Consider the following 23,687-nt stretch of genomic DNA (forward strand, 5'->3'; position numbering starts at 1 on the left):
CCATGATCGAACGCACCCCACTCCTCAACATTGTCACCCACGCGATCCTGATCCTCGGCGCGCTTCTGCTTGTCGTGCCGATCTGGATGGCCTTTGTCGCCGCCACGCTGACGGTCGCCGAGGTCAACTCGCCGGACGTGCATTACCTGCCTGGCGGCGAATTGTGGACCAACCTCACCGCCGCATGGACCCGTGCCGAATTCGGCGTGAAGTTCATGAATTCCATGATCGTCGCCATCGCCGTCGTGATCGGCAAGGTGATCATCTCGGCCATCAGCGCCTTCTCCATCGTGTTCTTCAACTACCGCCTGCGCATGGTGTGTTTCTGGGTGATCTTCATCACCCTGATGTTGCCGCTGGAAGTGCGCATCGTGCCCACCTACTCGGTGGCCGCCAACGCGCTTTACCCGTTCCAGACCATTCTCGATGCAACGGGCATAAGCTGGCTCATCGCGCAAATCTCCGGCGTCGAGCTCTCGCTCGAATGGAACATGCTGAACTCCTACACCGGTCTGATCCTGCCACTGGTGGCCACGGCCACCGGCACATTCCTCTACCGCCAGTTCTTCCTCACCATTCCCGACGAACTGGTGGAGGCGGCCAAGATGGACGGCTCCGGCCCCTTCCGCTTCTTCATCGAAGTGCTTCTGCCGCTGTCGCGCACCAACATCGCGGCCCTTGCCACCATCATGTTCGTCTATGCGTGGAACCAGTATCTCTGGCCACTGCTCATCATCACCGACCGGGCCAACTACTCCACTGTGGTGATGGAGTTGCGCCGTCTCATCCCCGGCCCTGACGCCATTGCCGACTGGAACGTCGCCATGGCCGGCACACTCATCGTCATGCTGCCGCCGCTGCTCGTCGTTGTCCTGATGCAACGCTGGTTCGTGCGCGGCCTCATCAGCACCGAAAAATAACGTTAGGAAAGGCTGTCGTCATGGCCGATATCAACATTCGCAAAGTCGAGAAATTCTACGGGAAAAACCAGGTCGTCCACGGTGTCGACCTCGATATCCGCAATGGCGAGTTCATCGTCATTCTCGGCCCTTCGGGCTGCGGCAAGTCCACGCTTCTGCGCATGATCGCGGGGCTTGAGGAAATCAGCGCTGGCGAGATCGCCATCGAGAACACGGTTGTGAACCGGCTCGAACCGCGCGAGCGCGGCTGCGCCATGGTGTTCCAGAACTACGCGCTCTACCCGCACATGACCGTGGCGCAGAACATCGGCTATGCGCTGAAGGTTGGCGGCATGCGAAAGGCCGAACGGATGCAGAAGGTGGAAGCCACAGCAAAGAGCCTCGGCCTCGACCAGCTCCTCGACCGCAAGCCGGCACAGCTTTCGGGCGGGCAGCGCCAGCGCGTCGCCATGGGCCGCGCCATCGTGCGCGAGCCCAAAGTGTTCCTGTTCGACGAGCCGCTCTCCAACCTCGACGCCAAGCTGCGTGTACAGATGCGTCTTGAAATCCGCCGCCTTCACCGCGCGCTCAAGGCCACTTCCGTCTTCGTGACACACGATCAGGTGGAAGCCATGTCGCTCGCCGACCGTCTTGTGGTGATGAACGGGGGCCGGATCGAGCAGGTCGGCACGCCGGAAGAAGTCTATCATGCGCCTGCAAGCGTCTATGTCGGCGGTTTCATCGGTTCGCCTGCCATGAACTTCCTGCCCTGCGGCGTGTCCGAGGACGGCACCTTCGCGGTGATCGACAACACCAGCTTCCGCCTGCCGATAGACCCCAATATCGGCAGGAGCATCGCCGGCCAGTCGGTGATCGTCGGGCTGCGGCCGGAAGACCTGAAGATCGCACCCGAAGCCAACGACCCGAACCTTCTGACCGTCGCTTTCGACTTCTCCGAAGAGCAGGGCAGTGGCCGATTGATGCATGGCCGTCTCGCTGGGCGCGACTTCGTGCTGCACTCCGCAGGGCGCAAGCACCCGGCACCAGGCACACCCTGCTCGCTCTCGATAACGGCGGAAAGCGTGCATCTCTTCGACCCTACCACCGAAAAACGCATCGCGGGCGCAGGCACGAAAGCCGGCCAGACAGGTGCCCTGCCCGCAACCTTCCAGAAGACCAGCGACCTCACCGTTTCCGGAGCCATTCAATGAAGCTCGTCAGCTACAACATCCAGTATTCCAAGGGCAAGGACGAACAGTTCGACATCGACCGTATCGTCTCGGAAATCGAGGGCGCGGACCTGATCGCCCTGCAGGAAGTGGAAACCCATTTCCCGCGCACCGGCCTCGTTCATCAGGCGCGCGAGATCGGCGCACGCCTGCCCGATTATCACTGGGTCTATGGACCGGGCATCGATATCGACGCCTCCATCGTGGGCGATGACGGCACGGTCACGCATCGTCGCCGGCAGGTCGGCAACATGGTGTTGTCGCGCTGGCCTATCCTCTCATCCATGAACCATCTTCTGCCGAAGATGGCTTTGGTGAACCAGTATCACCAGCAACGCGCCATGATCGAAACCGTGGTGGACACGGATATGAGGCCACTGCGTTTCTGCTCCGTGCATTTCGATCACATCGGCCCGCAGACGCGACTGCCACAGGTGCATCAGGCGATGGACCTTCTCCTCAACGCGTCGCATCGTGGTTCGGCATGGGGCGGAAACATCGCCGGCGACTGGTATGAAATCCCGCCGCCGCCCGTGCCCGGCCGCACAATCGTGATGGGCGACTTCAACTTCACGCCCGACAGCGAGGAATACGCGTTGCTGATTGGCGACCGCGTGGAGAAGCATGGCCGCCTCGTGCAGGACGGCGGTTTCACCGACGCATGGGTGGCTGCAGGCAATGACGAGGACGAAGGCGTGAGCTTCATCGGCTCGGGCGAGCGCATCGACCATTGCGTGGTTAGCAGCAACATGGCCGGCAGCGTGAAACGTGCATGGATCGACATGGATGCGCAGGGCTCGGACCATCAGCCGCTATGGGTTGAGATCGAACTCTAGTTTTTACTGCGGGTGCCGGCCTCAGGCCGGCATTCGCGGCACGCTCGCCAGAAGTTTCTGCGTGTAGGGATGCGCGGGGTTTGCAAGAATGTCGGCGGTCCTGCCGCTTTCGACGACCTTCCCCTTTTCCAGAATGACGATCTCCTCGCAAAGCGCCGCGACAACGGCCAGATCGTGCGAGACAAGCAGGATCGTCATCTCTTCCGACAGCGCCTTGAGAAGATCGACAATACGGGCCCGCGTCGACAGGTCGAGCGCGCTCACCGCCTCGTCCGCCAGAATGAGTTGCGGCCGCGCGACGATGGCGCGCGCAATGGCAATGCGCTGGCGTTGACCGCCGGAGAATTCATGCGGATAGCGGTCGATGGCGTCCACCGGCAGGCCGACATCGTGGATCGCCTTTTCAACCGCCTCCTGATGAGACCCGGGAATGCGCAGCGCCCGCAACGGCTCGGCGATGATCGACTGCACCTTCTGGCGCGGGTCGAGCGAGGAATAGGGATCCTGAAAGACAGCCTGAACCGCCCTGCGGTAATCGCGCATGAAGGCGCGGTCGCCGGGGTTGAGTTCGGCGTCGCCGAATTGAATTCGCCCGCCGGTCGGACGTGCCAGACCGAGCAGAAGCTTCAGGATCGTGGATTTGCCGGAGCCGGACTCCCCCACCAGCCCAACATTCACGCCGGAGCGCAGGTTGAACGAGACATCGTGCAGAACCTGCTGTTTGCGTGAGTAGCCAAAGGCCACATTGTCGAGTGAAATCAGGCTCATCTTGCAGGCCCCAGCGCCTTGTCGAACGCGGTGGCCGCATCGACCAGAGAACGCGTGTATTCGTGTTTCGGTTCATCGAACACCGCGTGAACCTGCCCGCGCTCGATCACCTCGCCACGGCGCAACACGACAACGTTTTCCGTCACGCGCGCCACCACCGGAAGATCGTGGCTGATGAAGAGAAGCGCCATGTCGTCCTCGCGAACGAGACCCGAGAGAAGATCGAGGATTTCCACCTGCGTGGTGACGTCGAGCGCCGTGGTGGGTTCGTCCGCGATCAGCAGTTTCGGACGGCAGGCGAGCGCCATGGCAATGGCCACGCGCTGCCGCTGCCCACCGGAAATCTCGTAAGGGTAGGATTTTACGATCCGGTCGATGTCCGGCAATGAAACACGTTCGAGAAGCGAATGCACCTCGCGTGCGACGGCTGCGCGATCAACCGTTTCGCCGGCGCGGCGATGCCTGCGGACAACCGGCTCGGCAACCTGCTTCCCCACCTTCATCAAGGGGTTGAGCGCGGTAAGCGGCTCCTGAAACACGGTGGCCGCCGTCGCACCACGCAGGGCGATCATCGCGCTTTCGGATGCTCCCACGACCTCGTGACCATCGAGTTTGATGGAGCCTTGAACCCGGAACCCACGCGGCAGAAGGCCAATGGTGGCAAGTGCGGTGAGCGATTTGCCGGAGCCGGATTCGCCGATCAGGCCGAGCCGTTCACCCGGCGCGATGGAAAAGGAGACATCGGAAACCAGTGTCTGACCGCCAGTGCTCAGCGTCAGGCCGCGAATATCGAGAAGGCTCATTGCCGGCCCCTCCGGGTCGGGTCGCCCGCGTCGCGCAGGCCATCGGCCAGAAGGTTCATGCCAATCACCAGCGTGACAAGCGCGATGCCCGGCGCGATTGCGCCGAAGGGCGCGGTGTAGACGGTGCCTTGCGCCTCCTGAAGGAGACGTCCCCACGAGGCGTTGGGCGGCGGTGCGCCGAGACCGAGATAGGAGAGCGAAGCCTCCGCAATGACGGCGAGGCCGAACTGCAATGCGAAATTCACCGCCAGCATGGGCCAGATATTGGGCAGGAGATGGCGGAAGACGATGCTTGGCCAGGAGGCCCCGGCCGTGCGCGCCGCGGTGATGTAATCCATCGACAGGATGCGCTTGGCGAGAATGCGGGTCAGCCGCGCGACGATGGCCGAGATGGCGATGCCCAGCGCCAGCGTGGCGGAAAACAGGCTCGCGCTCTCGGTTGCCGCGACCACCAGCATGGCCAGAAGCAGCGTCGGGAAGGCGATCAGAATGTCGAAGGCGGCAGCCAGAATGTCATCCAGATAACGCGTGGCAAAAGCCGACAGAACGCCAAGCGTCACACCGATCGTGGCCGCGATGGCCACCGCACCGAAACCGACGATCAGAGCGATGCGCGAGCCGATCATGATCTGCGTGAAGAGATCGCGGCCAAGACGATCCGTGCCGGCCCAGTGGGCAAGCGACGGCGCTTCAAGCCGCCCGCCGGACATGCCCGTGGGGTCGTAGGGCGTCCACATCAGTGTCAGCAGCGCGACCGCCACATGAAGTCCGACGAGAACCAGCCCGACAGTAAGCGTGAGGGAACCGCGCCTGTTCGGCATTGTCGCCGTTTCCACCTGCCCACTCATGACCGCGCTCCCCGGCTCTCACGCAGCCTCGGATCGACCAGCCGCTGGCCGAGATCGGCAAGGAAACCGATCAGGAGAACCAGCAGCGTGGAGATGAAGAGAACGCCCTGAATGTTCGGATAATCGCGCTGCTCGATGGCAAGCAGCAGCATGGAGCCGAGCCCCGGCAGGTTGAACACCCGTTCAACCACCACCGCGCCCAGAAGGGCGGTTGCAAGCTCGATGCCGAGAATCGACATCACCGGCACCGCGCCGTTGCGGATGCCGTGGCGCACCAGCGCTTCGGAAAAGCCTGCGCCAAGCGCGCGCGCCGTGCGCAGATAGTCGCTGCCCAGCACATCCTGCGTGGCCGAGCGCACATAGCGCAGAAGCGAGGCGGACATCACGATGGCGATGGTGAGGATCGGCAGAAACAGCGTGCGCAGCGCCTCGACCGGCGCGCCCCACCCGCGCGGCGGAAAGCCGCCGGAGGGAAAGAGGCGCAGATTGACGGCAAACAGCGTGACCAGAAGAATGCCCACCCAGAAAACGGGGATGGCGATGCCGAGCTGCGAGACAACCGAGATGGCCGCGCCATACCAGCGGTCGGCCTTGACTGCCGAAAGAATGCCAAGCGGCACGGCGATTACCAGCGCCAGCAGGAACGACAGCACGGTCAGCGGCAGCGTAACGGCGAGACGGTCCATGATCTCGGGCAGCACCGGCGTGCGGCTGATAAAGGACGTGCCGAGATCGAAACGCGCCAGACTGGTGATGAACTGGAGAAATTGCTGGGCGAGCGGCAGATCGGAACCGACCTGCCGCCGCGCGGCCGCGATCTGCGCTTCGTCGGCGCCAACGGAGATCAGCGAATTGGCCGGATCACCGGGCAGGAGCCTGAGCAGTATGAACAGAACCACACAGGCCGCCAGAAGCGAGAAAAACAGAATGGCGAGCCGCCGGGCGATGTAAACGAGGATCGGAACCTCCCTCAGGACAGTTCCACGCGATGTGGAACCGTATGGCGGCTCGCCGGATCGGTTACTGAGCCTGCTTGACGATATCGTACGCGAAGAACTGCGAGTTCAGGCCATTGACCGGATAGCCACTGACCGACGCGGTCGATACCACAATCTGCGGATAGAGATAAAGCCATCCGCTGGCGGCATCCTCGGCGATAAGGCGGTTCGCCTCCTTGAGTTTCTCATCGCGCTCCGCTTCCGAGCTGCCCGCCTCGGCCGATGCAATCAATTCCACCACTTGCGGGTTGTTGTAACCCCAGTAGAAATTGGGATTGCCGTAGAACACGATGTCGCGGTGGTTCACGTGCTCCTGCAGCGTCGCCTGGAAATCCTGCGCCTGGTAGATCTTCGTGTACCACTCATTCGCGGTGATGATGTTGATCTCCACTTTGATGCCGACCTTGGCCAGCTCGTTCTGGAGGAACTGGGCGACGATCGGATGCGGGTCGTAGTTCGGCGTGTCGAGCGTGAAGGTGAAACCGTCCGCATAGCCGGCTTCGGCCAGCAGCGCCTTGGCGCTTTCCGGGTCATAGGCGTCGACATCGTTCAGGTCGACATACCACGGGTCCGTCGGCGGAACGAAGGAGCCGATCAGCGTGCCGTAATCGCCCCAGATGGAGTTCAGCAGGCGCTTGCGGTCGATGGCGCGGGCAACGGCCTTGCGCACCTTCACATTGTCGAATGGGGCGACGCGGTCGTTATAGGCGAGCACTTCCTTGGTGGTGGACTGGCCATCGGTCACCACAAAGGAAGGATTGTCCTGAAACTGCATCAGGGAATCGGGGCTCTGTACGCTGGTGATGATGTCTACAGCGCCGGTCAGAAGCGCGTTGTTGAGGGCGGTCGCCTCCTTGAAATAGGAGAAGGTCACGCCGCTATTCTTCGGCTTCTCACCCCAGTAGTTTTCATAGGGCGAAAGCGTGATGCTGGAGCCGCGCCGCCAGTTGTCGAGTTTGTAGGGGCCGGTGCCGTCCTCGCCGGAGGTCAGGTCCTCGGCGGCATCGTTGACGATCCAGACATAGGTCAGATTGTAGGGCAGCGAGATGGACCGTTCCTTGAGCGTGACGACGACCGTGCTGTCGTCCTTCGCCTCCACGCTCTCGATGTTCGCCAGGCTGCGCTTGCGCGAGCTCTGCGAGGTCTCGGCGGTCACGCGCTCGATGCTGTGCTTCACATCGGCCGCCGTCAACGGGTCGCCCGAGTGGAATGTGACGTCCGGCTGCAGCGTGAAGGTGTAGGTGAGACCGTCCTCGCTCATCTCGAAACCGGAGACCAGCTTCTCCACCACGTCGCCATCGTCGGTGAGCTGAAACAGCCCCTCATAGACATTGCCGTTGAAGGCCTCGTTGATGCCCTGCCCGGCACCCGCCGTGTTGTCGAGATTCTGCGGCTCATAGAGCGAGCCGATGCGAATGACGGCGGAAGGATCTGCATTGTCCTGCGCCATGGCGCCGGTCGCGCCAACAATGGAGAACGCCACACTTAACGTCAGGCTGCGAAGGCCCAGACCCGTCTTTATCAGCGATGCTGTCATCTTGCTTGTCCTTTGCGAATTCCAAACCGCGCGGTCACCCGGCACACGGCCGGGGATCCGGGTTTCGTGGCTAATCTAACCGGCAAACACGAAGACCGCGAGACAATTGAATCCCGAAAAGAGCAAAATGTTCGCATCGGACCAGCATATCTGCCAGGCCGGTGCGAAATCTATTCCTTCAGAACGCTAATTCGTAGAACACAAGACGCGCGTCAGGCGCCGTAGGGAACCCAAATGTTCTTCACCTGAACGGCACGCCGCAGATAGTCCCGCCCGCGTCCCTCGGCATCATCGAGCCAGTTCGGCATGCGGCCATTGTTGACCCAGGTTGCCTTCAGGTTCCCAGCCGATGCCTTCTCAACCAAGGCGCTTCCTTCCGCCGAGCCGAAATACCAGAGCGCGGCCACCTCATCGTGTTCTGCCAGCGTCTTCACCAGAAGATCGCGCTCGCCGGTGACGATGTTGACGACGCCACCCGGCACATCGGACGTGTCGAGCACCTGATAGAAATCGCCTGCGATCAAGGGGTGACGTGCGGACGGCACGACCACGACCCGGTTGCCCATGGCGATGGCCGGCAGCACCAGCGAAACCAGAGACAGAAGTGGGGCCTCGTCCGGACAGGCAATGCCCATCACGCCAAAGGGCTCGTTCATGGCAAGCGTCACATGGCGCGACTGGGTGGAGTGCACCGCCCCGTCGAACTTGTCGGCCTGTGCCGCGTAATAGAAGATTCGGCGCAGCGCGGTGTCGAACTCTTCGGCCGCCTTCTTCGCGCTCATGCCCGTGCTCTCGCACAGATGGGCTTCCATGCCCGCGCGCCGCGCCTCCAGGTTCTCACCCAGATAATAGAGCACCTGAGCGCGGTTATGACCGGTCGCGCCGCCCCAGCCACCGGCCTTCGCCGCTGCCTCGACCGCGTTGCGGATGTCCTTGCGATTGCCGATGCCGGCCTGCCCGATCAGCACGCCGCCCTTGCCGGCAACCGAATAGACATAGCCGCCATCGGGCCTTGCCTGCTTGCCGCCGATATAGTTCTTCATGGTCCGGTCGATGCCCTCGACCAGAACCTTGCCCTCACCCGCCGGAGAGGCTGCGGGTACGAAGGCTTCCGATGCCTTGGGAGCGGAAAGCTTCTTCTCCCAATCGGCAGCGAGATATTCGTAAAGCCCCTCACGCGCGCCCTCGCGACCGAAACCGCTCTCGCGATAGCCGCCGAAGCCGGCGCCCGCATCGAGCATGTTGGTGCAGTTGATCCAGACAACGCCGGCCTTCACCCGCGCGGCAAGATCGAGCGCCACATTGATGTTTTCCGACCAGACGGAGGCGGCCAGCCCGTAGCGGCTGTTGTTTGCGAGTGCAGCGGCCTCGTCCGGTGTGCGGAAGGTCATGGAAGCGGCGATGGGACCGAAGATTTCCACCTGGCAGACGGTCGCGGCGGCTTCGACATCGGTGAAGAAGCCGGGCGCAATGTAGTTGCCCTTTTCAGGCAACGGCGCGGAAGCCTGCCAGAGCTGACCGCCTTCCTCCACACCCTTTGCCACCAGCGCGGAAATCCGCTCCACCTGAACCGGCGAAACGATGGCGCCCACATCGGTGGACTTGTCGAGCGGGTCGCCGACGCGCAGCGTTTCAAGACGCGCCTTCAGCTTGGCATGGAAGCGCTCGGCAATCCCTTCCTGCACGATCAGGCGCGATCCCGCGCAGCACACCTCGCCTTGGTTGAACCAGATCGCGTCCACCACGCCCTCGACAGCCGCATCGATATCGGCGTCCTCGAACACGATGAAGGGCGATTTGCCGCCCAGTTCCAGCGACAGCTTCTTGCCGGAACCGGCAATCTGCTCGCGGATGACGCGGCCCACCTGCGTGGAGCCGGTGAAGGCCACCTTGTCGACGCCCTCATGGCCGCAGATGGCAGCGCCCGTCGCGCCGTCGCCCTGAACGATGTTGACCACACCGGCGGGCAGACCCACCTCATGGCAGATTTCCGCAAAGGCGACAGCCGTCAGCGGTGTCAGGTCGGCGGGTTTCAGCACCACCGTGTTGCCGGCGGCCAGCGCCGGCGCGATCTTCCATGCGAGCATCAGCAGCGGGAAGTTCCACGGGATCACCTGCCCGCAAACGCCCACCGGCGAGAAGCCGCGGAACTCGTCTTCCACCATCTCGGCCCAGCCAGCGTGATGATAGAAGTGGCGGGCGACCAGCGGAATATCGATGTCGCGCGTTTCGCGCACCGGCTTGCCATTGTCCATGGTCTCAAGCACAGCCAGAAAACGCGAGCGCTTCTGCACATGGCGGGCAATGGCGTAGAGATATTTGGCGCGTTCATGGCCGGAAAGCTTGGACCACTTGCCAAAGGCAGCGCGAGCGGCCTTTACCGCCGCGTCCACGTCCTCTGCCGTTCCGCAGGCGATTTCGGCCAGCTGCGATCCGTCCGACGGATTGGACACGACAATCTGGCGCGCGCCCTTCGGTTTGACAAACCGTCCATCGATGAAATGACCGAAGGAGCGGCCATGGGCGTCGAGCCACGCAACAACATCGCCATTGGCTTCCGGAGAGGGGCCGTATTCCATGGTGCTCAGAATATCCTTGATGGAAGACATGTCTTTGATCCTCATGCGACCGCGTGACGGTTGGCGCTGGAATAGCGGCCGGTCACGTAGTGCTCCAATTGCCGTTCGATGTCGCCCAGAAGCGAGCTTGCGCCGATGCGGAACAGATCCGGCTCCAGCCAGCGATTGCCGGCCTCCTCTTTCATGAGCGTCAGCCAGGCCAACGCATCCTTGGCGGTCTTGAGACCGCCCGCCGGCTTGAACCCGACGATCTGGCCCGAATAGTCGCGATAGTCGCGCAGCGCCCGCACCATGGTCAGGCTCACCGGCAGCGTGGCGTTCACGCCTTCCTTGCCTGTCGACGTCTTGATGAAATCGGACCCTGCCTGCATGGCGACCATCGAAGCGCGATAGACATTGGTGAGTGTGCTGAGATCGCCGGTTGCCAGAATGGCTTTCAGATGCGCCGCGCCGCAGGCCTCGCGCATCGCGGCAATCTCGTCATAAAGCGCGCTCCAGTTCTGGGTCAGCACGTGCTCGCGCGTGATCACGATGTCGATCTCATGCGCGCCCTCCTCCACCGCATAGCGGATTTCCGCCAGCCGCAGCGGCAGGGGCATGAGGCCTGCCGGAAACCCGGTTGCGACCGATGCAACGGGAATGTTGCTCCCTTCCAGCGCCTTGACCGCATGGCCAACCATGGTCGGATAGACACAGACGGCACCGGTGGTGATGCCCGCATCGGCAAGCCCCAGCGCCTCCAGAATGTCTTCACGCACCGGACGCCTGGCCTTGGCGCAGAGCCGGCGCACGCGACCCAGCGTGTCGTCGCCGGCAAGCGTGGTCAAGTCGATACAGGTGATGGCCTTCACCAGCCAGGCCGCCTGATAGGCCTTCTTGACCGAGCGACGCGCCGTCAGCGAGCCCGCCCGGCGCTCAGCCGCCGTGCGGTTGACGGTCACATCCTCGAACCATTCGGGTTTCAGTTGCGTACCGGTGTTTCGGGCGAGTGCGTCGGTCATGGCTGCGTCCGTGGTTTCGGTTGTGCCGGCGAGGCGGGCACCCGGTCGATATGTTACGATAGAAACATTATGTTTGGATCGTTTCATAATTTCCACCCCTCTGTCAAGCCGCCCCGCCTTGCCACAGGCCAAGCCCAGGGGTTACTTTGCCGAGAGGACAACTCCGGGCGGCAAGGCTCATTTGGCGATGCCGGCGCAACCGGAGCACAGGGGACGCGGCCGGCAGCAAATGGGGCATCTTTCGCAGATCGAACTGCTTCTTCCCGAGCTGCGTGCCTATGCGCGCTCGATCTGCGGGCCTGCGGAAAGCCCGGAGGATCTGGTTCAGGACGCGGTCGAACGTGCCCTGCGTCACCAAACCCGCCCCGGACACATGGACGAACTGCGCCCCTGGATGTTTCGCGTCATCCGCAACCTGCATTATGACGAACTCAGAAAAAGACGTGTGCGCCGTGAATATATCGCAGTGCAAAAACGTCTTATGGATGAAAGCGACGGAACGGGCAGCGCAGGCCGCGATGTTCTGATCCGCCTCGCCTTCGAGAGACTGCCGCCCGAAACACGGGAGGTGCTGTTTCTCATCGACATAATGGGTTTCAAATATGCGGAGGCGGCGGACGTCATGAACGTGCCCATTGGCACCGTCATGAGCCGCGTCAGCAGGGCCCGGAAAGAACTTTTGCGCCGCGTCAACGGCGACGGCCAGGATGAAGAGCAGGCAAAGCAGACTCCATGAGCAAGGTAACGGAAGAGGATTTCATCAGGGTCAACGCATTTCACGACGGCGAAATGATCGAGGACCGCGCAGCTTTTGCACGCCGGCTCGAGGCAGAGCCGGAATTGAAGGCGGCACTCGCCGAAATCCGCGAAATGTCCGCCAGCCTGAAGGCCCTGAAGCCGCAGCCAGCCACACAACCATCTGCGCGAAACGACAACCGTAGTGCAGGGCGCCGATGGGGACCCTGGTGGGTCGGCTCAACCCTTGCGGCTTCCGTCGCGCTCGCCATTGTCCTCGCTTATCCGCTCACCCGCCCGGATACGCCTGCACCGGAAGATCCACTCGCCATTCACGAGACTTTCTCCGCTCAGGCATTTGTTTCGCAAGACGGTGTTTTCCAGACTGTTTCGGGCGAAGAGATCGCTCTGTTCCCCGATCTCTCGGCGGCCAATCTCACGCTTGTCGCGGTCAGGAAAGTGCCGCATGGCATGGCAGCCCATTTCGCCGGCCGGGAGGGTTGCCGCCTGACGGTCTTTTCGAGCGAAAAGCCGCTGAATGCAGGAGGCTCTGCCGCGGATCTGCAGAGCGCGGCATGGGAAGTTCCCGACCGCCTCTATCGGATCGTCGCCACCGGCATGGATGCAGGCAAGTTCGCGGCAATCACGGCCTATCTGGAACAGGCGACGCGCAGGATGGCGCAACCCGACACCGTGATCGCTCTAAGGGACGCGACCGCACAGGCCACATCCTGCGGCTAGAGCAAACCCTTGCACCGCTTCACCCGGGCCCGGTGAAGCGGTGCAGGCTTCGGTCCGATGCTCTAGTTCGGATTGGGAAAGTTGGGGCGGTCCTCATTATAGTGCGTCGCCAGATAGTCGAGTATCTCGGTGCGGTCCGGCTCCGGAATGTCGTCCATGCCCTGTTCGTCAACCATCCATTCAAGCATCTCGTCCCAACCCTCACGGGTGAGACCCTGCTGCGCGACAATCATTTCCGAATGGCAGGCAGTACAGGCGTAGAAGGTCGTATCGACCCCCGGCGCGACCTTCAGACGTCCGAAATCACCCTCGATCTCCTGAACGTCGCCCTTCGCAGGTTCCGCGCTCGCTGTCTGCTCGGCCGGGGCGGCCTCTTCCACTGCGGCACCGGACTGAACGGGCGTGTCGGAGAAGGTGCCTAGATAAGCGATCAGGTTGACGCGGTCTTCTTCCTTCTTGAGGCCGGCAAAGGCCATTTTGGTGCCCTTCACCTCGGCGCGGGGCTGAAGCAGATAGGCGTCCAGCCGTTCGACCGTCCACTCCCCGCCATATGCCTTCATGGCAGGCGAGTAGGAGTAGCCTTCAACCTGTGCGACCGACTTGCCGACCACTCCATAGAGATTGGGGCCAACCTTGTTCTTGCCGTCCTTATCGATCGTGTGGCATGCAAAGCACCGCTTGAAGAGCTTTTCGCCTTTTGCGGTGTCGGCATCGGCCAGCCCGGCCTGAACATCCGCCAGAGCGGGCGTGGCGGCAAAGAGAGCAAGTCCGACAACACCCAGCCGAACGCGAGCAAGCTTCATTCTTCTTTTCTCCATGGAATTGGGGTCCGTGAAGCGGCATTCCGCCGCTTCACGGTATCATGATGATTGAGCAAGTTGCGCTGTGCGATCAGCTCGCGCGCACACCAACCCGGTGCATCGTGTTGTTGAGATAACCCTTGGGATTCCAGGCGATCGCGAAAGGCTGCATGTCGCCCTCACTGTCCGTCGCCCGCGCCCAGACCTCATAGTAGCCGGCCTGCGGGAATGTCACCTTGCTGCGCCAGTTCTGCCAGGCACCGTCATTGACCGGATCGTCCAGTTCCACTTCCTGCCAGGTCGTGCCGAAATCAATGGAAATATCCAGCCTGCTGATGGAACGGTCGCCCGACCACGCATGGCCGCGCACCTCCGTTTCCATGCCGATATCCGCACCATTGGCCGGGAAGGTGACGAGAGATTTCACCGGCATGCGTTCGATGATGACGAAATCTTCTTCAGGCACTTCCTGGCCGGGCGCCACCGGGTAGGCCGGCACACGATAGGAGGTGCCCGTCATCTTGGGGCCGTCATGAACCTGATCACGCAGCTCGATGCGGGTCAGCCATTTCTGGGCGGTCGAGGCCGGCCAGCCCGGCACCACCAGGCGCAGCGGCGCGCCATTCATCGGGTGCAGCGCCTCGCCGTTCATCTCGAAGGCAATGAGAATGTTGTCGGTCATCGCCTTGTCGATGGGCAGACCGCGCGAAATCGGCAGCTTGTCGGGGTTACCCGAAAGGTGGCCGTCTGCGCCGTAGTGGGCGGTGTAGACGACATTCGACTGGACACCGGCCTTTTCAAGCACGTCCTTCAGCCGAACGCCCGTCCATTCCGAGCAGGCCACGGCGCCATGGGTCCACTGGTTGCCCTTCGCCGGCGGATCGAAGGCGCTGCGGCCATTGCCGCCGCATTCCAGCGTGAGTTGCAGCGTCACCACTTCAAACTGCTCGCGCAGATCGGCGATGGAGAGCTCGAGCTTGTTGTCGACGAAACCGTCAATCGTCAGTGTCCAGCTTTCCGGGTTCACATCCTGTGGCGGGATGCCATTGTTGCGAATGAAATGCCGGCTCGTGGGCGTGACCGCATCGTCAAGCAGTTCAGCCGGGGTCTCGGCGTTGACAGGGCGGTCGTTGAGAAGCGTCAGCCCGTCCTTTCCGGCCAGCACGTCGCTGTCCTGTGCGAATGCCGCCGGCACCAGCCCCGCAGGCATGTTGCGGTGAAACGGTATCGAAGCCCCGACCATGGCAGCCATGGTGGCGAGCCCGGTGTTTTTCAGGAAACCACGACGCCCCGAATTGACGATGCCTTCCGAAGGCTCTGCAGGATGACCATCATCCGCAGGTGCGGCCCCGTCCCGGGCCCTGGTTGTCTCGGCGATGCGCGTCATCTGGTTCCTCCCTCTGCGCTGGCGAAATTGGCTGGCGGACACATCTGTAGGTATGCGTCGACACAGAGACGTGCGAAGCGGGAAAATTATTCCATCATTCCGCGTCGTTTCTGGCGGAAATCTACGCGTCTTAACGAAAAATCATGGAATGCATGGCAAATTCCCGCCCTACGCGCCTGAACAAAAACAATGTCTCCGGTAGGTTGCAGGAAGCGGACATTCATGGTTGAGCACCAAAACGGTATCGCACACGCGGCACCCGGCCAAAACGCACCAGACTGCCACGTATGCTCCGTCAAGGGCTCGGAAGCCTATATCGAGCTGCCGATTGTCAGAACGACGGAGGAGCTTCGCACAACTGTCGGAAAATTCATGGCGATCATGGCCGGCACGCGCGAACTTCTCGGCGTGGTAACGGAAGTCTCCCTGAAGGCGCCCCATACCGTTTCCGGTCCCGAGCTCAAGGCAATCGCCCGTGTTGATCTCGTCGGCGAGATTTCCACGGACGAGACAGGCCGACAGCGCTTCCGGAGGGGCGTCGGAGCCTATCCGGCAATCCACGACAGGGCGCGCATCATCAACAGTGAGCAGCTACGCCTCATCTTCCGTGGCAACAAGTCCACCTTCGCTGAAGTCGGGCGGCTTCATAACGATACCAGTGTTCCCGCCTATGTGGATGTCGAAAATCTCGTCACCAAGCATTTCGCCGTCCTGGGTTCCACCGGTGTGGGCAAATCCAGCGGGCTCGCAGTCATCCTTCGGCAGGTGATCAGAACCTGGCAGGAGCTGCGTGTTCTCATCCTCGATCATCACAATGAGTATGGCAGCGTCTTCGGCGACCAGGCCAACCTCGTCGGGGCAAAAAACCTGCGCCTGCCTTTCTGGCTCTTCAACTTCGAAGAGTTCTCGGACGTCCTCTACGCGGGCAAACCGCCCGTTCCGGCTGAGCAGGATATCCTTTCGGAACTCATTCCTCTAGCGAAGACCCAGTATCTCAACCGCCGCCAGAGCGCAGAACGCCCGAGCGCCTTGCGAAAGGTCGAGCCACGGCAGTCGGGTTTTACCGCCGACACGCCGGCTCCCTATCTGATGCAGGACCTTCTGGCGCTGATCGACGAGCGCATGGGCAAGCTGGAAAACCGCTCCTCGCGCATGACCCATCACCGGCTGATCGGCCGTATCGAAACCCTCAAGAACGATCCGCGCTACGCCTTCATGTTCGCCAATGCGACAGTCGGAGGCGATACGATGGTGACGATACTGACCGAGCTGTTCCGCCTCGAGGCGAACGGCCGTCCGGTAACGGTGATCCAGCTCGCCAGTTTACCGATCGAGGTCGTGGATGCGGTGGTCTGTGTCATCTCGCGGCTTGCCTTCGATTTCGGCATGTGGAGCGACGGCGCCATGCCACTGCTTCTCGTTTGCGAGGAGGCACACCGATTTGCTGCAGCCGATCCGAGCGTCGGCTTCCTGCCGAGCAAGAGCGCGCTCTCCCGCATTGCCAAGGAAGGGCGCAAATACGGCGTCTATCTCGGCCTCGTGACCCAGCGACCGGCCGAGCTCGATGCGACCATCATCTCACAGTGCAACACGCTCTTTGCGATGCGCATGGCCAATGACCGCGACCAGGCCCTGCTCAAATCGGCCGTATCCGACGCAACGGCCAATCTGGTGGACTTCGTTCCGTCGCTCGGTACCGGCGAGGTGATCGGCTTCGGTGAGGGGATGCCGCTTCCCGTCCAGTTCGTCTTCAACCGCCTGTCTGAAGAGCTGCTTCCCAGAAGCGAAGCCGCAGCAGCGCTTCCCAAAGACCTCAATCCCGGCTCGCGTCGGGAATTTGTCAATGCTGTCGTGGAACGCTGGCGCGGGTCAATCATGAGCCACACTCAGACCGACCCGCCACAGGAGCCCTCTGCTGCCGATACAGGGTCGAGCGGGCAGGTTCGCACATCCGCGGGAGCCGCTGAGGACAAGATCGCCAGAGCCCTGCAGTCGGCGCGGCGCGAATATCTGGGCAGGTAGCGAAATGAACCCGGTTCGCCCGGCAGACGCCGATCTGGAGGCCATTCTCGAGCACGCTCCGTTCGGCCTGGCCATTGCCGATTCCGAAGGGCGGCGTGTCTACACCAATCAGCAGGCCAGCCTGTGCTCATCCGCACTCGAACCGCAGTCGATGCGTGAGCTGCGTTTTGCCTCGAAGACCGGTGATCGCACCTACAATTGCAGCCTCTGGCTGGATATCGAAGCGGAGCCCGCATTCGACGAAGACATCTTCAGGCTCGCCTTCTTTGATGAACTGACCGGCCTGCCGAACAAAACGCTTCTGGCGCGCACCATAGGCGCCGAACTCGAGGCCCAGCCCAACGCAGAAGCCGCCCTGCTTCTGATCGATCTCGACGGGCTCGGTCGCACCAACGACTATTACGGCGCAGCCTTTACCGACGGGCTCATTGCAGCATTCGCCGAGCGCCTGTCGGGCTGTGTTCGACGCTCCGACATTCTCGGCTACCTCTCAAACGGCATGTTCTGCGTTTTCGTGACCGATCTTTCGGGCCTCGACCTCCCGGACTACGCAGGCGCAATCCTCGACCGCTCCAAGGAGCCTTTCCAGGTCAAGGGTATCGAAACCTTCTCCTCCGCCTCCATTGGCATCAGCATGTTTGCGAAGGATGGTGCCAGTTTCGAGGAATTGCTGGTCTCGGCAGACCAGGCGCTTCGTGGCGCAAAGTCGGAATCGAAGGGAAGAGTCGGCTACAAGCCGGACACACCGGCCCGGCCCGGCAATGGCGACATGTCCGTCGAACAGCGCCTGCGCACCGCCCTGCGCGACCACAGGCTCCGTTGCGCCTATCAGCCGAAGGTCGACATCCATACCAATGGTGTGGTCGGGATCGAGACACTGCTGCGCTGGAGAGATGACGACGGCCAGCTCCGGGTTCTGGGCGACTTCGTCAATCTCGCCACCGACGCAGGCATCATTGATGCGGTTTCCGAACACGTCGTCGACGAGGTGATGACCTCGCTTCCACAGATTGACGCCGTTTTTTCGCTCGGCACCTCAATCAGCCTCAACATCACGGCGCACCAGTCGACCGATCCCGGTTTCATGCGCAATCTGCTCGACCGGCTGACCTCCTATCGCCGCCCGGAGCGCTTTGTTCTCGAAATCACCGAAGAGGCTTTCCTGAACGGCGATCTCCTGAGCAGGAACATCCTGCCCATGGTGCGCGAGGCCGGGGTGAAAGTCTCCATCGATGATTTCGGCGTTGGGTATTCCTCCCTCTCCGCGCTCGCTGCCGTGACCGCAGACGAGTTGAAGATCGACCGGTCTTTCGTGCAGAACGTCCATCAGAGGCCACGCAGCCAAAGCGTGCTGAAGGCCATCGAGTCGCTTGGCCGCGCCCTCGGCATGACACTGGTGATCGAGGGGGTCGAGACCCGGGAAGAGGTCGACTACCTGAAGCAGCACACGGCGATCAGGATCGCGCAGGGCTATTACTTCAGCAAACCGTTCGCGCTGGAAGAATTCACGCTGGATGACGAAGCGCTTCCGGCAGCGCGGCAGCCGGAGCAGGCGCGCACCCGGGCCCCTGCCCGCTCGTCGCCAAACCGTTCGCAGCGCTGAGGCGAGTTCGGGAAAGACCCAAACCGGCTACGCCGCCACTTCGATCTCTCTGCAATCCCGAAGACCCTCGCGACTGCGAGATTTTCTAGCGATCGTAAAAGGCGTCCACAAGCCCGAGCGAAACGGACGGCACATAGGTCACCAGCAGAAGCACAAGCATCAGGACGGCGATGAATGGCAGATTGGTTTTGGTCGTGCTCCATACATCGGTTTTGGCGATGGAACAGGACGTCACCAGAACACTCGCAACCGGCGGTGTCTGCTGACCGAGCGCGATGTTGAGCGTCAGGAGAATGCCAAACTGCACGGGGTCGATGCCCAGTTGATGCACCAGCGGCATGAAGATCGGGACCGTCAGAATGATCGCGGCCGCGCCATGCAGGATCATGCCCAGAAACAGCAGGAACACATTGATGATCATCAACACGACCAGCTTGTTGGTGGTGACGGCCGAAATGCCCTGCGCCAGCCGCTGCGGCAGCTCGGTTTCGGTCAGGTAAAGCCCAAGCACGGCGGAAGTGGCGACAAGAAGCATGACCACCGCCGTCTGCACCACACCTTCCACCAGCGCGTGATAGAGCCGGCCAAGATCGATCTCGCGGTATATGAAAACACCGATGAAGAGCGCGGTGACGACGGCTAGGCCCGCACCTTCCGTTGCCGTAACCACACCACCGAAAATGCCACCAAGAATGATCACCGGAAGCACCAGCGCCCAGGCAGCGTCCTTCGTAGTCTCCCACAGGCGCGGCAGGCTGAAACCCGCTTCGCGCGGCAGGTCGTAGCGAACGGCAAAATAATAGGAGAGCGCCATCAACAGAAAGCCGCCGATCACGCCCGGCACGATGCCCGCAACGAAAAGCTGCACGATGGACGTGTCCGACAGCGCGCCATAAAGGATCATCGGGATGGATGGCGGGATGATGATTGCCAGCGATGCGGAAGACGAGGTGATCGCAGCGGCAAAACGCGGGCTGTAGCCGCGCTTCTTCATGGCCGGAATCAGGACAGACCCGGTCGCAGCGACATCGGCCACGGCAGAGCCCGAAATTTCGGCAAAGAACATGGAGACGCCGACATTCACCATGGCAAGCCCGCCGCGAATGAAGCCGATAAGCGCGGAAACGAAGGCGATAAGACGTGTGGAGATGCCACCCGTGTTCATCAACGCACCGGCGAGAATGAACAGCGGGATGGCAATCAGCGGAAAGCTGGTCGCGCCGTCGAAGATGGACAGCGCGGCATTCAGGAAACCGAGATGTCCGTTGAGAAGCCACAGGCCTAAAAGCGCGCTCGCCAGGATCGAAACGGCAATCGGAAGGCCAATCGCGATCATCGCAAACATGGACAAGAGGATCAGGGCTTCGGTCATCGTGACGTCTCCGCGCGGACGCGCGACAGCTCTTCCTGTGCGCGGGCGATTTCATGTTCAATCTCGACCGCTTCGTGGTCGATGCCGGCCTGCGCCGCGCCCAGTCGTTGTGGCAGGGTCAGAAGCCTCCCGGCAAGCATCAGGCCCGCACTGATCGGCAGGATCGACTGAACGAAGCTGCGCGGCACGAAACGCAGCGTGGTCATGCTCTCATTGCCGAAAATGTCCAGAATGGCCCAGCCCGCCCAGAGCATCGCGGCGAAGACTGCGGCGAAGATCGCCTCGCCAAGCCAGAAAAGCACCATCCTCATGGCAGGTGGCGAGCCAAGCAGCAGACCGTTGAAGCCCAGATGCGCATTGCGGAGCGTCGCCAGCGCAGCGCCGGAAAAGGTGATCCAGGCAAGCAGCACCGCTGCCACCTCGTCATACCAGATTAGCGAATTGCCCGAATATCGAAAGGCGACGCCAAGCACCACGACACATGAAAGCGCCAGAAGCAGTGTCAACGTCACCACCTGTAAAAAAAGATCGAGCCAATGGGCAAGCCGTGCCATGTCAGGAAATCCCAAGCCGGGCGGAAAACGATTTGGTGGATAGCGGGGTGGCACTTCAAGGAAAGCACCACCCCGTGGCGTCAGGATCGGCGTCAGGAACCGTCGGCCAGCGACAGTACCTGATCGATCATCGCCTGTCCGTTTTCGACTTCGGTGGCGAATTTCTCATAAAGCGGTTTGGAGGCTTCCACGAACGCCGCGCGATCCGCCTTGTTGACCTTCATGCCACTTTCCTCAAGCTGCTTCAGAAGGTCGTCATCCTTGGAGGCGCCTGTTTCCCGCGCCCAACCGGCCACTTCCTGAGCCGTTTCGGCCAGAACCGTCTGGATCTCCGGGTCCAGTTTTTCAAAAGCCGCCAGCCCCACCGTCGGATAGGCGGGCGAATAGACATGCCCGGAAAGCGACAGATATTCCTGCACTTCGTTCAGCTTGCCGGCGGCAATGTTGGTCAGCGGATTTTCCTGCCCGTCGATCACGCCCGTCTGCAGCGCGACGAACACTTCCGAAAAGCCCATCGGGGTGGGGTTCGCGCCGTATTCCTTGAACATGGCCACCCGCCAGGATGAATTTGGCGTACGGATTTTCAGCCCGCTCAGATCTTCCGGCGTGTTGATCGGGCGCTCATTGTTGGTGATCTGCCGGAAACCGTTTTCCCAGATCGCGAGCGGCCGATAACCCTGCGCCTCGGCAGCCGGCACCAGCACATCCTTGAACAGGGTTTCGTCGATCTTCTTCAGATGTTCGCGGTCGGCCACCAGGAACGGCAGATCGAAAATGGCGTATTCAGCGGCAATGTCGGGCATGGTGGAAGACGGAAGCGTCAGGTGCATGGTTCCGAGCTTGATCTTCTGCAGCATGTCCTTGTCTTTGCCGAGCTGCGAGCTGTCGAAGACCTTGACCACCGCCTTGCCGTCGAGCTTCTCGTTGACGCGGCGGGCAAACTCGCTTGCCGTCTGCTCCTGCAGTGACCCTGTTGCCGCGCTGATCCCGAAAATGATCTCTTCCTGCGCCTGGGCGGCGCCGGCTCCCATGGTGGGCATCAGTGCCGCCACGCAGAATGCTATGTGCTTCAGTTTCATGTTTTCCTCCCTCTGTTTCGTTTCGCGCAGCCCTCCCCGGCTGCGCGCTCACTGTTGCCGGTCCGCCTAACCCTGAGCCTCCTGGTATCTGCGTGTGCCGGCGTCCTCCTCGACAGCACGCGAAGCAATCCGGTCACCAAGCCTCCGGCCAAGCGCCAGCGCGTTGAACGACGCGCCAGTGTCGGCAATACCCTTGCCGGCAATGTCATAGGCCGTTCCATGGGCCGGCGTGACGATTGGAAACGGGTAGCCGGCAATCAACGTGACGCCGCGGTCGAAGCCGAGCAGCTTCATCGCGATCTGCCCCTGATCGTGGTACATGGTCATCACCGCGTCGAACTCCCCCCTGATCGCCCGCACGAAGACCGTGTCAGACGGGATCGGCCCCGTGACGGCCATCTGTTCCTCCTGCGCGCGCTGCACTGCCGGAAGCAGGATGTCCTCATCCTCCCAGCCGAAATTGCGCCCGTCTCCCGCATGCGGGTTGAGCGCGGCCACGCCAATGCGCGGGCGCTTGATGCCTGCCCCCTCCATCACCTCGGTGGTCAGTTTCAGACTCTCGTAGATTCGCTCTACCGAAAGTTTGCCGGCCACGTCGCGCAGGGGAATATGCGACGTGACGCGCGCGTTCCACACTTCATCGAGAACGTTGAACTCACGCCCGCTGCGTTCTGCCTCGATGGTGGCATCGATAAAGCCGATCTCGTCCACATAGTCGGCTTTCGCGAGCCGCATTGCATGCTTGTTGAACGGCGTGAAGAAAACCGCTTTCGCAAGGCCGGCCTTGCCAACACGCAAGGCTGTCGCGAAATTCTCCAGCGCGGCGCGGCCACCCTCCGTGCTCGCCTCGCCAAGCGGCACATCGTCCGGATCGCAATTGGCCATGTCCACGAGGACCGTACCGTCCGGGAGATCGCCTTCCAGCGCATCGCGCGAGACAACCGGCACATCCAGCGTCACGCCCGCCTGGCGCGCGCCCAGCGCAAGAACACGCTCATCTCCGATAACGATCAGGTCGCCGCGATTGGCGTCCTGATCGGCAAGAATGCGGGCCGAAAGCTCCGGGCTGATGCCTGCCGGATCTCCAATCGCAAAGGCGATGCGTGACTGCTGCATTGTGTATTCCTTATTTTGTATACAAAATATACTATTGAAAATTCACACGTCAACGCATCTTTTTTGTATGATCGACAAATCCGGATGATTCAGGAGACCTCGTTTGGAACTCAGCAGCCCTTTCCCCCTGGAAACCGTCGCGATCGAAAAGCAGACGCTGCACGACCAGGTCGCGAACCGGATTCGCGATCTCATCATCGAAGGTCATCTGGCGCCCGGTACGCGCATTGATGAAACAACGCTTGTCGAGCAGCTTGGCGTTTCCCGCACTCCCTTCCGGGAAGCATTGCGCACCCTGGCGGCTGAAGGGCTGGTCATCATTCGCCCGTCAAAGGGCAGCGTGGTGCGCAAGCTCACCGCCCAGGACGTGTTCTCCATGCTGGAGCTGCTCTCGCATCTCGAGAAACTGGCGGGGCAACTCGTCTGCGAACGCGCCAGCGACGCAGACATCGAGGGGCTGCTCGAGCTCCACGAAGACATGCTGAAGCGCTACCGCGAAGGCGACCGCCTGCCCTATTACAAGCTCAATCAGGAGTTTCACTCCCGCGTTTCCGAACTGGCAGGCAATGAATCGCTGCGCGAGGTTCAGGCCAACATTCAGGCACGCCTCAAACGCATCCGGTTTCTGGGAAACAGCAAGCCGGATTACTGGGCCTCGGCCGTTGCCGAGCACGAGCAGATGGCCGCCGCCCTCAGAAAGCGCGACGGCGACGCCCTCGGCCGCGTGATGGCGCAGCACCTGATGAACACCTGGGATCGCGTGAAGGACAATCTGTGACG

General features: G+C 61.7%; 21 protein-coding genes. 8 read left to right on the forward strand and 13 right to left on the reverse strand.

Annotated elements, in window-relative coordinates:
- Window positions 1-2 precede the first annotated feature (2 nt).
- The 3 genes from BLW55_RS19390 to BLW55_RS19400 are packed head-to-tail and all read left to right on the forward strand — an operon-like array spanning window position 3 to window position 2,964.
- Window positions 3-920, forward strand: a complete 918-nt coding sequence (locus BLW55_RS19390; protein ID WP_090330090.1) for an ABC transporter permease subunit — start codon at window positions 3-5, stop codon at window positions 918-920.
- A 20-nt stretch (window positions 921-940) separates the two neighbouring features.
- The gene (gene ugpC / locus BLW55_RS19395; protein WP_090330091.1) at window positions 941-2,110 is read left to right on the forward strand and encodes a sn-glycerol-3-phosphate ABC transporter ATP-binding protein UgpC; all 1,170 of its coding nucleotides are present in this window, start codon (window positions 941-943) and stop codon (window positions 2,108-2,110) included.
- On the forward strand, window positions 2,107-2,964 hold the full coding sequence (locus BLW55_RS19400) for an endonuclease/exonuclease/phosphatase family protein (protein ID WP_090330092.1): 858 nt from the start codon (window positions 2,107-2,109) through the stop codon (window positions 2,962-2,964). The genes ugpC and BLW55_RS19400 overlap by 4 nt, the downstream gene beginning before the upstream one ends.
- A 21-nt stretch (window positions 2,965-2,985) precedes the next feature.
- Here BLW55_RS19400 and BLW55_RS19405 read toward each other — a convergent pair whose 3' ends face one another.
- The 7 genes from BLW55_RS19405 to deoC form a co-directional block, all read right to left on the reverse strand.
- Window positions 2,986-3,732, reverse strand: a complete 747-nt coding sequence (locus BLW55_RS19405) for an ABC transporter ATP-binding protein (protein ID WP_025029364.1) — start codon at window positions 3,730-3,732, stop codon at window positions 2,986-2,988.
- Window positions 3,729-4,535, reverse strand: a complete 807-nt coding sequence (locus BLW55_RS19410) for an ATP-binding cassette domain-containing protein (RefSeq protein ID WP_025029365.1) — start codon at window positions 4,533-4,535, stop codon at window positions 3,729-3,731. The genes BLW55_RS19405 and BLW55_RS19410 overlap by 4 nt, the downstream gene beginning before the upstream one ends.
- Window positions 4,532-5,383 (reverse strand): ABC transporter permease, encoded by an 852-nt coding sequence (locus BLW55_RS19415; RefSeq protein WP_025029366.1) that lies wholly within the window; start codon window positions 5,381-5,383, stop codon window positions 4,532-4,534. Before BLW55_RS19415 ends, BLW55_RS19410 begins: the two co-directional genes overlap by 4 nt.
- The gene (locus BLW55_RS19420; RefSeq protein ID WP_025029367.1) at window positions 5,380-6,330 is read right to left on the reverse strand and encodes an ABC transporter permease; all 951 of its coding nucleotides are present in this window, start codon (window positions 6,328-6,330) and stop codon (window positions 5,380-5,382) included. Before BLW55_RS19420 ends, BLW55_RS19415 begins: the two co-directional genes overlap by 4 nt.
- Before the next feature lie 73 nt (window positions 6,331-6,403).
- Window positions 6,404-7,918 (reverse strand): ABC transporter substrate-binding protein, encoded by a 1,515-nt coding sequence (locus BLW55_RS19425; RefSeq protein WP_090330093.1) that lies wholly within the window; start codon window positions 7,916-7,918, stop codon window positions 6,404-6,406.
- Window positions 7,919-8,130: 212 nt separating this feature from the next.
- On the reverse strand, window positions 8,131-10,527 hold the full coding sequence (locus BLW55_RS19430; protein WP_177175148.1) for an aldehyde dehydrogenase family protein: 2,397 nt from the start codon (window positions 10,525-10,527) through the stop codon (window positions 8,131-8,133).
- 11 nt (window positions 10,528-10,538) lie between these two features.
- Window positions 10,539-11,498: a deoxyribose-phosphate aldolase gene (gene deoC, locus BLW55_RS19435; RefSeq protein ID WP_090330235.1), complete on the reverse strand. Its 960-nt coding sequence runs from the start codon at window positions 11,496-11,498 to the stop codon at window positions 10,539-10,541.
- A gap of 229 nt (window positions 11,499-11,727) precedes the next feature.
- Between deoC and BLW55_RS19440 the strand changes: the two genes are divergently transcribed.
- Window positions 11,728-12,234, forward strand: a complete 507-nt coding sequence (locus tag BLW55_RS19440) for an RNA polymerase sigma factor (RefSeq protein WP_007010739.1) — start codon at window positions 11,728-11,730, stop codon at window positions 12,232-12,234.
- On the forward strand, window positions 12,231-12,974 hold the full coding sequence (locus BLW55_RS19445) for a hypothetical protein (RefSeq protein ID WP_090330094.1): 744 nt from the start codon (window positions 12,231-12,233) through the stop codon (window positions 12,972-12,974). The genes BLW55_RS19440 and BLW55_RS19445 overlap by 4 nt, the downstream gene beginning before the upstream one ends.
- A 62-nt stretch (window positions 12,975-13,036) precedes the next feature.
- Here the strand turns inward: BLW55_RS19445 and BLW55_RS19450 are convergent, their stop codons facing one another.
- Window positions 13,037-13,777 (reverse strand): c-type cytochrome, encoded by a 741-nt coding sequence (locus tag BLW55_RS19450; RefSeq protein ID WP_090330095.1) that lies wholly within the window; start codon window positions 13,775-13,777, stop codon window positions 13,037-13,039.
- Window positions 13,778-13,865: 88 nt separating this feature from the next.
- Window positions 13,866-15,161: a sulfite oxidase gene (locus tag BLW55_RS19455; protein ID WP_007009179.1), complete on the reverse strand. Its 1,296-nt coding sequence runs from the start codon at window positions 15,159-15,161 to the stop codon at window positions 13,866-13,868.
- Between the two features lie 222 nt (window positions 15,162-15,383).
- On the opposite strand from BLW55_RS19455, the gene BLW55_RS19460 reads away from it, so the two are divergent.
- Window positions 15,384-17,183 carry an ATP-binding protein gene (locus tag BLW55_RS19460; protein WP_090330096.1) on the forward strand — a complete coding sequence of 600 codons (1,800 nt, stop codon included), beginning with the start codon at window positions 15,384-15,386 and terminating at the stop codon, window positions 17,181-17,183.
- A gap of 4 nt (window positions 17,184-17,187) precedes the next feature.
- A complete protein-coding gene (locus BLW55_RS19465) occupies window positions 17,188-18,786 on the forward strand; it encodes a putative bifunctional diguanylate cyclase/phosphodiesterase (RefSeq protein ID WP_090330097.1) in 1,599 nt (532 codons plus the stop codon).
- Between the two features lie 85 nt (window positions 18,787-18,871).
- On the opposite strand, the gene BLW55_RS19470 is transcribed toward BLW55_RS19465, so the two are convergent.
- From BLW55_RS19470 to BLW55_RS19485, 4 genes are all read right to left on the reverse strand, one after another.
- A complete protein-coding gene (locus tag BLW55_RS19470) occupies window positions 18,872-20,158 on the reverse strand; it encodes a TRAP transporter large permease (RefSeq protein ID WP_007009176.1) in 1,287 nt (428 codons plus the stop codon).
- The gene (locus tag BLW55_RS19475; RefSeq protein WP_025029371.1) at window positions 20,155-20,712 is read right to left on the reverse strand and encodes a TRAP transporter small permease; all 558 of its coding nucleotides are present in this window, start codon (window positions 20,710-20,712) and stop codon (window positions 20,155-20,157) included. The genes BLW55_RS19470 and BLW55_RS19475 overlap by 4 nt, the downstream gene beginning before the upstream one ends.
- Window positions 20,713-20,804: 92 nt before the next feature.
- Window positions 20,805-21,791, reverse strand: coding sequence for a TRAP transporter substrate-binding protein (locus BLW55_RS19480; RefSeq protein ID WP_090330098.1), 987 nt, complete (start codon window positions 21,789-21,791; stop codon window positions 20,805-20,807).
- Between the two features lie 66 nt (window positions 21,792-21,857).
- The gene (locus BLW55_RS19485) at window positions 21,858-22,907 is read right to left on the reverse strand and encodes a 4-hydroxythreonine-4-phosphate dehydrogenase PdxA (protein WP_007009173.1); all 1,050 of its coding nucleotides are present in this window, start codon (window positions 22,905-22,907) and stop codon (window positions 21,858-21,860) included.
- A gap of 103 nt (window positions 22,908-23,010) precedes the next feature.
- Between BLW55_RS19485 and BLW55_RS19490 the strand changes: the two genes are divergently transcribed.
- Complete coding sequence (locus BLW55_RS19490; protein ID WP_007009172.1) at window positions 23,011-23,685, forward strand: GntR family transcriptional regulator; 675 nt, start codon at window positions 23,011-23,013, stop codon at window positions 23,683-23,685.
- The last annotated feature ends 2 nt before the right edge of the window (window positions 23,686-23,687 follow it).

This window comes from Nitratireductor aquibiodomus, assembly GCF_900105565.1.
Classification (GTDB): Bacteria; Pseudomonadota; Alphaproteobacteria; order Rhizobiales; family Rhizobiaceae; genus Nitratireductor; species Nitratireductor aquibiodomus.

Coding starts and splice junctions, on each gene's coding strand:
- BLW55_RS19390 (WP_090330090.1), top strand. CDS start 3: ATGATCGAACGCACCCCACTCCTCAACATTGTCACCCACGCGATCCTG.
- ugpC (WP_090330091.1), top strand. CDS start 941: ATGGCCGATATCAACATTCGCAAAGTCGAGAAATTCTACGGGAAAAAC.
- BLW55_RS19400 (WP_090330092.1), top strand. CDS start 2,107: ATGAAGCTCGTCAGCTACAACATCCAGTATTCCAAGGGCAAGGACGAA.
- BLW55_RS19405 (WP_025029364.1), bottom strand. CDS start 3,732: ATGAGCCTGATTTCACTCGACAATGTGGCCTTTGGCTACTCACGCAAA.
- BLW55_RS19410 (WP_025029365.1), bottom strand. CDS start 4,535: ATGAGCCTTCTCGATATTCGCGGCCTGACGCTGAGCACTGGCGGTCAG.
- BLW55_RS19415 (WP_025029366.1), bottom strand. CDS start 5,383: ATGAGTGGGCAGGTGGAAACGGCGACAATGCCGAACAGGCGCGGTTCC.
- BLW55_RS19425 (WP_090330093.1), bottom strand. CDS start 7,918: ATGACAGCATCGCTGATAAAGACGGGTCTGGGCCTTCGCAGCCTGACG.
- BLW55_RS19430 (WP_177175148.1), bottom strand. CDS start 10,527: ATGTCTTCCATCAAGGATATTCTGAGCACCATGGAATACGGCCCCTCT.
- deoC (WP_090330235.1), bottom strand. CDS start 11,498: ATGACCGACGCACTCGCCCGAAACACCGGTACGCAACTGAAACCCGAA.
- BLW55_RS19440 (WP_007010739.1), top strand. CDS start 11,728: ATGGGGCATCTTTCGCAGATCGAACTGCTTCTTCCCGAGCTGCGTGCC.
- BLW55_RS19445 (WP_090330094.1), top strand. CDS start 12,231: ATGAGCAAGGTAACGGAAGAGGATTTCATCAGGGTCAACGCATTTCAC.
- BLW55_RS19450 (WP_090330095.1), bottom strand. CDS start 13,777: ATGAAGCTTGCTCGCGTTCGGCTGGGTGTTGTCGGACTTGCTCTCTTT.
- BLW55_RS19455 (WP_007009179.1), bottom strand. CDS start 15,161: ATGACGCGCATCGCCGAGACAACCAGGGCCCGGGACGGGGCCGCACCT.
- BLW55_RS19460 (WP_090330096.1), top strand. CDS start 15,384: ATGGTTGAGCACCAAAACGGTATCGCACACGCGGCACCCGGCCAAAAC.
- BLW55_RS19465 (WP_090330097.1), top strand. CDS start 17,188: ATGAACCCGGTTCGCCCGGCAGACGCCGATCTGGAGGCCATTCTCGAG.
- BLW55_RS19470 (WP_007009176.1), bottom strand. CDS start 20,158: ATGACCGAAGCCCTGATCCTCTTGTCCATGTTTGCGATGATCGCGATT.
- BLW55_RS19475 (WP_025029371.1), bottom strand. CDS start 20,712: ATGGCACGGCTTGCCCATTGGCTCGATCTTTTTTTACAGGTGGTGACG.
- BLW55_RS19480 (WP_090330098.1), bottom strand. CDS start 21,791: ATGAAACTGAAGCACATAGCATTCTGCGTGGCGGCACTGATGCCCACC.
- BLW55_RS19485 (WP_007009173.1), bottom strand. CDS start 22,907: ATGCAGCAGTCACGCATCGCCTTTGCGATTGGAGATCCGGCAGGCATC.